Source organism: Candidatus Desulfolinea nitratireducens, from assembly GCF_982879505.1.
Window position 1 is genome coordinate 1 of sequence record NZ_CEYOSI010000139.1, and the last position, 9,170, is coordinate 9,170.

Here is a 9,170-nt window from a genome sequence, read left to right on the forward strand (position 1 = left end):
TATGGGGCAGCCTTCTCAATAGCGACATCGGCCATGCTGATCTGCTTTTTTCCTGTGCCGATCAATTCTTCTATCTCGATCATTTGCTCACCCAAACGCACAAAAGCGAGCTTTTTCAAACCAAGGCTGCGAGAAGCCGGATCAAGCAACCACTCGGCAATCATCGTGTCAAAAGAATGTGGCATTACATGCAAACCATTACGCGCCAGCAAAATAATATCGTATTTCAAATTATGCCCAATTTTCTGAATTTTTGGGTTTATTAACGATGGGCGTAATGCTTCCAGTACATCTTCGAGCGGAAGCTGTTTTCCCTTTTTATGACCGGTTGGGATATAGAAACCTTCACCTGTTTTGTACGCAAGCGAAATACCGACCAACTCAGCCTGCATCTCATCAGTGGATGTAGTTTCCGTATCCAGCGCGATCATCTCTGACTGTTGGAGTTTTTTCGCCAAATCAGCCAATCCTTCAGCCGTGTCCACAATTTGCGTGGTGATCGAAACAGATTCTTTCGGCGAGGAGATGACAGGTGCATCCGCCCGACTAAAGAGGGAAAGTTGACCCTCTGCAGCAGGTGGAGCGGCGGTATCCGTCAGCTTGTTGAGACGATTGATGAGAGAATGAAACTCAAGGTCGCGAAATAACGCCGTAACCGCAGGTGCATCAAGTTGATCCGTGCGGGATTGCTCAATATCAAGGTGTACGGGCAGGTCTACGCGGATGCGTGCCAAATCCTGGCTCAGATAGGCTGCCTCTTTATCGGTAGCAAGTTTGGACTGGAAGCGTTTCGGGATTTCATCCAGATGAGCATAAATGCCATCAAGGGTTTCGTACTGTGCAAGTAATTTTTGCGCCGTCTTCTCGCCAATCCCATAGACGCCGGGGATATTATCTGAACTATCCCCCATTAGAGCTTTCATATCCACAACCTGATCGGGGCGGACACCAAGCTTCTTTTCTACATCTGCTGGATAATAATCACGAGCGTCGCTCATTGAACGGCCAGGGAGGTTGACAATAACCCGTTCGTTTACCAGTTGGAGCAAATCACGATCTCCAGTAATGATCTTTACACCAAGTCCCTGTTCAGCAGCCTGACGAGCAACGCTGCCCAGCACATCGTCGGCTTCGTATCCATCCATTTCGAGCCGAGGAAGGTTGAAGCTATCTACAAGTTGGCGAATACGCTCAATTTGAGGACGGAGGTCGTCGGGCATTTTAGCGCGAGTACCCTTATATTCGGGATACATTTCATGCCGAAAGGTTTTGCCTACATCAAAAGCTACAGCCATATAATCGGGCTTGTCGTTTTCAAGTAGACGCATAAGTACGCTTGCAAATCCAAATATCCCAGCTGTTGGTTCACCGGTAGATGTTTGCCAACGATCAGGATTTGCTCCACTGAGAGCAAAATAAGCTCGGTAGGCCAATGCATGACCGTCAATTAAATATAGAGTTGGGGGCATAGCAATTATCTTTGTGATAAAGAAAATGGCGAAAATTTCGCCATTCGTGAAAATAAAATGTTCAGTTTGTGTTTGGCGAAAGGGGAATTAAGAACCCTGACGTTCACGCGTACTTTGGATATAATCTTTGACCAGTTTCGAGGGGTGTGGTTGGCTACCGCCCATAATCAGATAGCCTGGCGCCCAAAAATCGCCAGATGGATTTTCCTTTTTCAAACGCAAAAAATCTTCGAAAATTTTCTCTGAGGTTTGCTTGCGCATGACGCGCATAAGATGACCCGGAGATGATGAGGGGGGCACATTGACTACCCACTGCAAATAATCTGGCCGAACTGAAATATATTCCAACCGCCAACCATAGGCGATGCAGATGTTGGGAATCCACTCTGATATACGTACAGCAAGGTCACCAGTTAGGTGGTGAGAACCAAACCGTGGGATCAGCAAGCAGGCGTACGTAAGATCGTACATGCCGGGAGAAGCAGGCTGAAGGTTCACAAGCCCGGCAGCTCTACTACGGGAATGTGGGCGTGTTACATCTAATTCATCGGAGCCTGGATTATGTAATGGAGTTTCAGGGCGGTTGGTTTTCCCAACACGGGTCACCTCAAGATCAAGATCATATTTAGATCGTGATTCCTGAACCTGTGTTGCCTCGAGATCAACTTCTCTAGGCCCCTCATCCTGGAATAACATTCTTCCGGAAGTTACCTGGGGAGATTTTCGGGGTGATACCGATGAATTTTTAACTGGTGTTGAAGGGCGCGTCTCTGTTTTAGGAGAATGCATCTGACCATTGGCGGTCAATTCTTCGCGAAGGGTGCTGGTTTTACCTTCTGTAGAGGCACTAAAAGGATTAGGGTTGGGAATATTCTCCAATATATCCGAGATATTAGAGAACTGGGAAAGATCTCCATCTTCGCCTTCAAAATCAAAGATGTCAAGAAAGTCTTCGGTTTCGGTCTTTTGAGAGGAAGATTTTTCAGAGGGTAGCGTGGGCGTAGCCTCTTGTAATGAAAATTCAAGGGAATCAGCCAAATGCGTCGCCTGGTGACGAATCGCACTGAAAGGTGTTTCCGCATCAAAAACCATCGCAAGATTGATATTCTCGCCAAGTTGGGTTGCATAAAGCATATGCTCCGCCTTTGTGGCATCAAGACGGAGAAACTTGAGCAGGTCACCGGTTTTTTTATCTTCGTTTACAACTTGAACTAATTCAGAAGTTGCAGATTCCAAAAGTTGACCTGCGTAAGACCACATCTTTCGATTACGAATAATCAGTGTGGCTTGAGCAGATGATTCAAGTGTTAGGCGAGTAAGATGTTGGGCAGCTTTGCTCACATCCTGCAACCAAGGAAGGCTCTCCGAATCTTCAACCAGGTTTTTGCCTTCACCATTAGATGATTCTGGCAGGGAAGGATGTTCTTGCTCAATTTCATCATCCAATATACGAAGGAGATCTGGAATATCGAAGGGTTTACTCAGCAGGCTCCAGGGGCGGAGTGCTTCAAAAGTTGGGATCGTTTGGCTGTCAGAGATAATGACAAGGCGAATATCAGCATTTGCTTCACGCAAAATTTGCCCAAGGTCAAGAACAATTTCGTTCTTAATATCCGTATCTATTAATGCATGGGTGAAGTTCTGGCGCTGTATTTCGTCTAGAGCGGCCGCTTTATCATCCACAATCTTGATTTCACAAGAAAGTTTTTTAAGTAAGATTTGGCTAAGAAGTTCACCAAACCTAGGTTGAGGGGTCACTACTAGCAAGGAGAGATTCATCTCGGCTAAAAGTTTATCATGCTCAAGACGAGGATGCAAGTCAATCTATAGGGGGATATTTTATATTTACACATGATTACAAGTTAATTTTACAGGCTAATTTGAAATTCGGCTTGACTTTTAGGTACCGTTTATGCTATCAATAGGGAAACTATTTTGAGAGGTTATTAATGCATCGCGAACGCGTATCTGATAATGTTTATTGGTTTCAAAGCAATGTTTATGCACAGGTTACAGCTGGGGTTGTTGTAGGACCCAAGTGGGCTGTATTAATAGATACTTTGGCTCTTCCTGAAGAATCGATTGCAATTCGCGATTTTGTTGAAAGGGAGCTTCAAACCAGTATTCGATATATCATCAATACCCATTATCATGCTGATCATACATGGGGAAATTGTTTTTTTCCAGACGCAACCATCATTGCACACACTCGATGCAGTGAGCTGCTGTATGAACGCGGCATCCCTGCCCTAAATGATGCGAAAAAAAGAAATTCAGCTTTGCATCAGATTGAAATAATTTTGCCAACCATGACTCTTGATGATGGTGAATTATTATTGCAAATTGGGAAGAAACATTTAAAAATCATTCCCGCTCCTGGCCACAGCGAAGATGGGATTGCCGTATTAGTGGTTGAAGATCGGGTTCTTTTTGCTGGTGATGCTTTTATGCCTATTCCTTATCTTCCCGACGGAAATATCGAAGATATGTATGCTTTCTATGAAAATGTCCGGGAAATGTCTTTGGAGAATATCGTTCAGGGACATGGAGAGATCATATTGCGCGGCGAAGTTGAACCATCAATTAACGAAAATCTTTACTACCTCAATGCAATTGAAAAAGCAGCAAGAACCGCGCTTCGCAGAAAATCGCCGATGGACTTTCTGGCAAGCCAGGATGTGGAAAAATGTGGGAAAAGTCGGATCCATCTTGGTGGCTTGGCGGCTGAGCTGCATAAGCAAAACTTAGAATTCGCATATAATACAGCTCTTAAAGAAGTGGATGCGAACAAAAAGCAAGCTAGATAACAATAAGCCCTTGAAGTAAATACTTCAAGGGCTTAATTAATTTCATGTAACATTTCTTTATCATTCCCCCCTGGTCTCCCCCTCCCCCCATACCTTACCTTTTGCTCGCCAACCATGTAAGCGTTCTTCTCCTGCAATAAGGCGTTTAATATTCGGTCGCAATGCCCAGATTAGTAAAACTTCGGCCAGAAGACCATATAGAATATATTGCCATGGAGATAGCCCCAGCCATGCGCGGATGATAAAAATTACCATTGCGATTAACGCCACACTCATTGTCGTTACAGATGCATAACCCACAGCAAAAAAAATAAATAAACCAACTGGGAAAATGATCAGTATGGATGGTGCCCATAAACCTAATGCACCACCTGCGGTGGCAGCCCCACCTGCACCTCCACGCAAACGAATCTTCCCGTCTTTTTTTTCTGGCAAAAAGATCGAGTAATTATGACCGATAATCGCAGCAGTCGGAGCAAGAACCTCTACCCAGACACCTGCGCCAATACTACGGGCAATCCATACGGTGCTTGCGGCTTTTAGAATATCCAATATCCCAGTGGCAAATCCATACCAAAAACCGGCTGCCCGCATCACATTCGTTCCACCCGTTCGACCGCTTTCCACTTGTGTCACATCTTTTCCTGTCCGCAATCTAACAATTAAAAAGCCAAAAGGGATTGAACCAATCAAATACCCAAGAAATACAACTAGAATGCCTTGAAAAATATGCATTTTACCTCCAAAAAGTGAGCTGCCTATGGTAACACCTATAAACGCGAGGCGTTACTCCTTAATAAAAATCGATATGCACAAGCAGTATAAATTTGGTTCTGAATGAAAATAAGCGTTTATCCAAACCAAATACCTGCACTCCAAACCAAAATCAACATCACAGAAGGTTCAAAGACTGCTCTCCGAAGGGATATTCCTTCCAGGAGGCTGGCGGTCAGGCTTACCAGAGCATATAGCAAACCTAGCAGAAACATTCCATAACGGACGGGGGATATTGCCCAATAATGTAGTCCTGCGGCCAACTGAATGCCAATGAGCGCAATCCCTGCAGACCAGGCCAACTCACGACGTCCTCCAAGTCGAAGATGCAGGGTTCGCAAACATACGAAAAAAGTGGCGATGAAAAGTGCTGGAGCCTGTAAAAATAAACGGATATTCGCATTTCGCAAAGCTAGTGCCAAAATTAAATACAATGCAAAAGAAATCACTATAAGTACAACCATAGCCAAGGGATAGCTGGTGTCTCCGGGGCTAGCGACTACATATTCTGCCCAAAAGACCAAAACCAGAAGAATGCTACCTGCACCAAAGGCAACCCACCACAGAGGTCCATCGGGAAGCAAATAGAATGGGACGCCCAAAACCAGCGAGGTCAGCATTGGCACAAACCAGTGCTCAATCGTACGTTTTCCGGCCAGCATTGGATGACTACGTAACAACCAATCCATCCCACTTGCCGTCAGACCTGAAGCCAGAATTATTATCAGAAGCCGCAAATCCAGGTCAAAGCGTATTACTCTCCCAAAAGCCTGAAAACCAACAGTATACGCAGTTGTTGATATTAAACGTGTAAGCGCAAAAGCCAGTAAGACAATTGCTGTTAATACACTGACTCGGTTGGTATCTGGAAGGTAGCGATTTGTATTCATTTGGATTCTGATAGTTGATAATTGGAAGGATTGGCAACTTGTCCTTCTACGGTAAATATATTGTTTTTATCGGTGTGCCTCCATTGTACCTGCCTCCTGGAAAGATGCCAAGAGCAGGCCAATATGGTAAAATTGACAGGTTATGAAATTTCTAAACGACGAGAAAATCTCCCCTCCCCCAGGTGTAATTTCTTCCCTGAAATCGGGCTTTGATATCACAGCCAATCATATTGGGCTTATTCTCTTTCCCGTTCTTCTTGATCTATTTTTATGGTTTGGTCCTCACTTGCGGGTAGAGAATTTGCTTCGGATAGTGCACACGATGTTTGACGAACTTGCCCGAGAAAATCTTGTCCCTGCAACTGAAATTCAACGCATTCAGGAATCTCTGGGTGAATTGGCCTCTCTTGGTATTAATTTGTTTAGTATTTTGCGTACCTTCCCAATCGGCATTAGCAGTTTAATGAATCAGGTATTCCCCGCTTTAACACCACTTGGGGAGCCTGTCTCTTATCAAGTCGGTTCTGGTTTTAGTTTTTTCTTGTGGATTACCGGACTAACAATACTTGGATGGATATTGGGAAGTATTTACTTTACCTGGGTCGCAAAAGTGGCCCTGCAAGATAAAGAACAAAATCTACTTTGGGCAAGCAAAACTGTTTTCCAGGCAACTCTGCTGGCAGTCTCCCTGTCAATTATCCTAACTATGCTTGGGATACCGCTTCTGATCGTTTTTGCAATTTTTATGCAGATCAACGCCGGACTGGCACAATTTGCGCTACTTTTTCTGGCTTTCTTCGCTATGTGGATCATTGTCCCTCTTTTCTTCTCAGCGCATGGAATATTTGCCAAAAAAGAAAATTTGATCCGATCCGTTCTTAGCAGTTTTCACCTTTCTCGTTTTACGCTGCCTACCAGCAGCTTTTTCGTTATTAGTGTTTTGGTTCTCAGCCAGGGATTCAATATTCTTTGGCTGACGCCATCTGATAATTCATGGATGATGCTTGTCGGCGTTTTAGGACATGCCTTCATCACAACATCAGCCCTGGCTGCCAGCTTTATTTATTATCGTGATATGAACATCTGGCTCGAGTTGCTTTTAGAAAAAATCAACTCAAAAGCAACATCAGCGCAAGCTTAGCCCTACGGAGGTTTTTGTGGCTCAAGAAAAATCATATAAAGCAAAAGATATACAGGTTTTAGAAGGTTTAGAAGCAGTTCGTCGCCGCCCGGGGATGTATGTCGGCGGGACAGATATTAAAGCCTTGCATCACCTCGTTTACGAGGTTGTTGATAATGCAATTGACGAAGCCCTGGCTGGGTCTTGTGATGAGATCGATATCACCATTCACTCAGATGAAAGTGTCTCTGTGTATGATAATGGACGCGGAATCCCCGTCGATATTCACAAACAAACAGGCATGTCGGCTTTGGAAGTGGTCATGACCAAACTCCACGCGGGCGGTAAATTTGGCGGGAGCGGGTATAAAGTTTCCGGTGGTTTGCATGGTGTCGGCGTGAGCGCAGTGAACGCACTTTCGGAATGGTGCGAAGTTGAAATCAAACGCAACGGAAAAGTTCATTTCCAACGTTATGAGCGCGGTATTCCACAAGCGGATATAAAAGTGATTGGCAAAGCCAAAGCCACTGAAACGGGAACAAATGTAAAGTTCAAGTTCGATCCGACAATCTTCGTTGGCGATCTCAGCTATCGTTTTGAGACGTTGGTCCACCGCTTCCGTGAAATGGCATTTGTGACGCGTGGAGTAAAGATCCGCTTTGTAGACGAGCGCACCGACAGAGAACTAACCTTTTATTTTGAAGGCGGCATCACATCATTTGTACGGTATATGAATCGCCATAAGATTGGGCTACATAAAGTCGTTTATGTTGAAAAAACCATCGAAAATATTAGTGTGGAGGCAGCAATTCAGTATACTGATGCTTTCACTGAATCTGTCTATGCCTTTGCAAATACGATCAACACCATCGATGGTGGTACGCACCTGACTGGTCTTCGTTCGGCGCTAACGCGTGTGATCAACGACTATGCTCGCAAACATAACCTCTTGAAGGGCAATGATCCCAATTTTTCTGGCGACGATACGCGTGAAGGTTTGACTGCCATCGTTTCCATTAAGCATCCTGACCCCCAATTTGAGAGTCAGACAAAAGTTAAGTTGATGAATCCTGAAGTGCAGACCCATGCACAGCAGGTCATCGGAGAGGCTTTTAGCACATTTTTGGAGGAAACACCATCGGCAGCAAAAGCGATTATCCAAAAATGTCTCACATCAGCACGTGCACGCAGCGCGGCACGTAAGGCACGTGATCTCGTCATCCGAAAATCAGCATTGGAAAGTCTGACCTTACCCGGCAAATTGGCAGACTGCTCTGAACGAGATTCAAATAAAACCGAATTGTATATCGTCGAGGGTGACTCGGCAGGCGGTTCTGCCAAACAGGGTCGTGATCGGCATTTCCAGGCGATTTTGCCCTTACGCGGCAAAATCCTGAATACGGAGCGCGCTCGTTTGGACAAGATTTTAGGGAACAATGAAGTAAAAGCCCTGATCTCTGCGCTGGGCACAGGAATTGGTGACGGCTTTAACCTGGAAGGCCTCCGCTATGGGCGTGTGATCATTATGACGGATGCCGATGTAGATGGAAGTCACATTCGTACTTTGTTGCTGACCTTTATCTTCCGCTATATGCAACCACTGATCGATGCTGGACATCTTTATATCGCACAACCCCCGCTCTATCTCATCACCCACAAACGAAAATTGCGTTATGTTTATACCGAAGACGAAAAAGAGCAATTTATGAAAACTATAGATGAGGGCGATAAGGTTGGGCTGCAACGCTATAAAGGTTTAGGTGAGATGAACCCAACCCAACTCTGGGATACAACGATGGATCCAGAAAACCGAACGCTGCTCCTTGTCACGATCGAAGACGCAGCTGAGGCAGATCGCACATTCGATATGTTAATGGGAGCAGCTGTCCCCCCTCGGCGGCGTTTCATCCAAACTCATGCGCAAGATGTCCGCAATTTGGACGTTTGATCCTTCCAGATCAACCTTCCCTAATCATCCAATAACAAAATCGGTCTGTCAACAGACCGATTTTGTTATGAAATAACCATCTTTTCCGAAGTTATTGTAGTGTAAAATCGTATCATCTCAATAAATAGGGGTAGAGTTAAGATATCGAAAAAGACCACCCCA

7 protein-coding genes are annotated in these 9,170 nt (G+C 44.9%); 3 read left to right on the plus strand and 4 right to left on the minus strand.

The genetic code is table 11. From position 1 onward, the window contains the following. The coding region (locus AC3DOM_RS12135; RefSeq protein ID WP_487919311.1) for a 5'-3' exonuclease H3TH domain-containing protein at positions 1 to 1,469 on the minus strand (1,469 nt) is incomplete at its 3' end. Positions 1,470 to 1,556: 87 nt separating this feature from the next. Beyond that, entirely contained in the window at positions 1,557 to 3,152 is a 1,596-nt protein-coding gene (gene tnpA, locus AC3DOM_RS12140) for an IS200/IS605 family transposase (RefSeq protein ID WP_487919312.1), read from the minus strand. 266 nt (positions 3,153 to 3,418) lie between these two features. Between tnpA and AC3DOM_RS12145 the strand changes: the two genes are divergently transcribed. Beyond that, entirely contained in the window at positions 3,419 to 4,276 is an 858-nt protein-coding gene (locus tag AC3DOM_RS12145; protein ID WP_487919313.1) for an MBL fold metallo-hydrolase, read from the plus strand. Between the two features lie 60 nt (positions 4,277 to 4,336). Here AC3DOM_RS12145 and AC3DOM_RS12150 read toward each other — a convergent pair whose 3' ends face one another. Both AC3DOM_RS12150 and AC3DOM_RS12155 read right to left on the minus strand, forming a co-directional pair. Next, positions 4,337 to 5,011 (minus strand): glycerol-3-phosphate acyltransferase, encoded by a 675-nt coding sequence (locus tag AC3DOM_RS12150; protein WP_487919314.1) that lies wholly within the window; start codon positions 5,009 to 5,011, stop codon positions 4,337 to 4,339. 116 nt (positions 5,012 to 5,127) lie between these two features. Next, positions 5,128 to 5,940 carry a DUF5656 family protein gene (locus AC3DOM_RS12155; RefSeq protein WP_487919315.1) on the minus strand — a complete coding sequence of 271 codons (813 nt, stop codon included), beginning with the start codon at positions 5,938 to 5,940 and terminating at the stop codon, positions 5,128 to 5,130. Positions 5,941 to 6,082: 142 nt separating this feature from the next. Here AC3DOM_RS12155 and AC3DOM_RS12160 point away from each other — a divergent pair, with 142 nt between their 5' ends. Next, positions 6,083 to 7,081: a hypothetical protein gene (locus AC3DOM_RS12160; protein ID WP_487919316.1), complete on the plus strand. Its 999-nt coding sequence runs from the start codon at positions 6,083 to 6,085 to the stop codon at positions 7,079 to 7,081. A 16-nt stretch (positions 7,082 to 7,097) separates the two neighbouring features. Further along, positions 7,098 to 9,008, plus strand: coding sequence for a DNA topoisomerase (ATP-hydrolyzing) subunit B (gene gyrB, locus AC3DOM_RS12165; RefSeq protein ID WP_487919317.1), 1,911 nt, complete (start codon positions 7,098 to 7,100; stop codon positions 9,006 to 9,008). Positions 9,009 to 9,170 lie beyond the last annotated feature (162 nt).